We start from the raw sequence: 739 nt of genomic DNA, 5'->3' as shown, positions 1-739 counted from the left end.
AAGACGCTCGGGCGCTGCCTGGACCTGCTGGCGGAGGCGCCCTGGCTGCGGCTGCGCGGCATGCACGCCCACCTGGCGTCCGGCCTGGAGGCCGGGCCGCTGCTGGAGGTCGCGGCCCACGTGCTCGGCTGGGCACGGTCGTGGCTGGAGGGCCCCGCCGAGGTCAACCTCGGCGGCGGCATGGCCGTCGACTACCGGGACCCCGGCCGCCGGTTCGACTGGGCGGCGTACGGGGCGGGACTGGCCACGCTACGACGGCCCGGCGAGGTCCTGCGCATCGAACCGGGCCGGGCGGTCACGGCCTACTGCGGCTGGTACGTCACGGACGTGCTGGACGTGAAGCGCACCCACGGCACGTCGTACGCCGTACTGCGCGGCGGCACCCACCACCTGCGCACGCCGGCGGCCAAGGGGCACGACCAGCCGTTCACCGTGCTGCCCGTGGGCGACGGCGAGGGCGCGGGCGGCCCGGTGACGCTCGTGGGCCAGCTGTGCACGCCCAAGGACGTCTTCGCCCGCGACGTGACCGTGGAGCGCATCGCGGTCGGCGACGTCGTGGCCTTCGCGATGGCCGGGGCGTACGCCTGGAACATCTCCCACCACGACTTCCTGATGCACCCGAAGCCGTCGGTCCACTACGTCGGGCCCGGCTAGGGACTGTTCCGAAGTGGTTGGGTCGTGGGTTTTCCACAGCCGTGGGTGTGGTCTTTCTTTGGTGTGTGGGGTGGCTTGACAATGG

The 739-nt window shown here is 72.7% G+C and carries 1 protein-coding gene; it reads left to right on the top strand.

From position 1 onward, the window contains the following. Positions 1-654 (top strand): type III PLP-dependent enzyme domain-containing protein (locus tag ACFFNX_RS51760; protein ID WP_512699895.1); only part of this gene is annotated, 654 nt, incomplete at its 5' end. Between the last annotated feature and the right edge of the window lie 85 nt (positions 655-739).

The organism is Actinoallomurus acaciae (genome assembly GCF_042429965.1).
In the GTDB taxonomy this organism is placed as follows: Bacteria; Actinomycetota; Actinomycetes; order Streptosporangiales; family Streptosporangiaceae; genus Actinoallomurus; species Actinoallomurus acaciae.
Note: the sequence above shows the minus strand (reverse complement) of the source record. Positions and strands in the feature narration are given on the sequence as shown.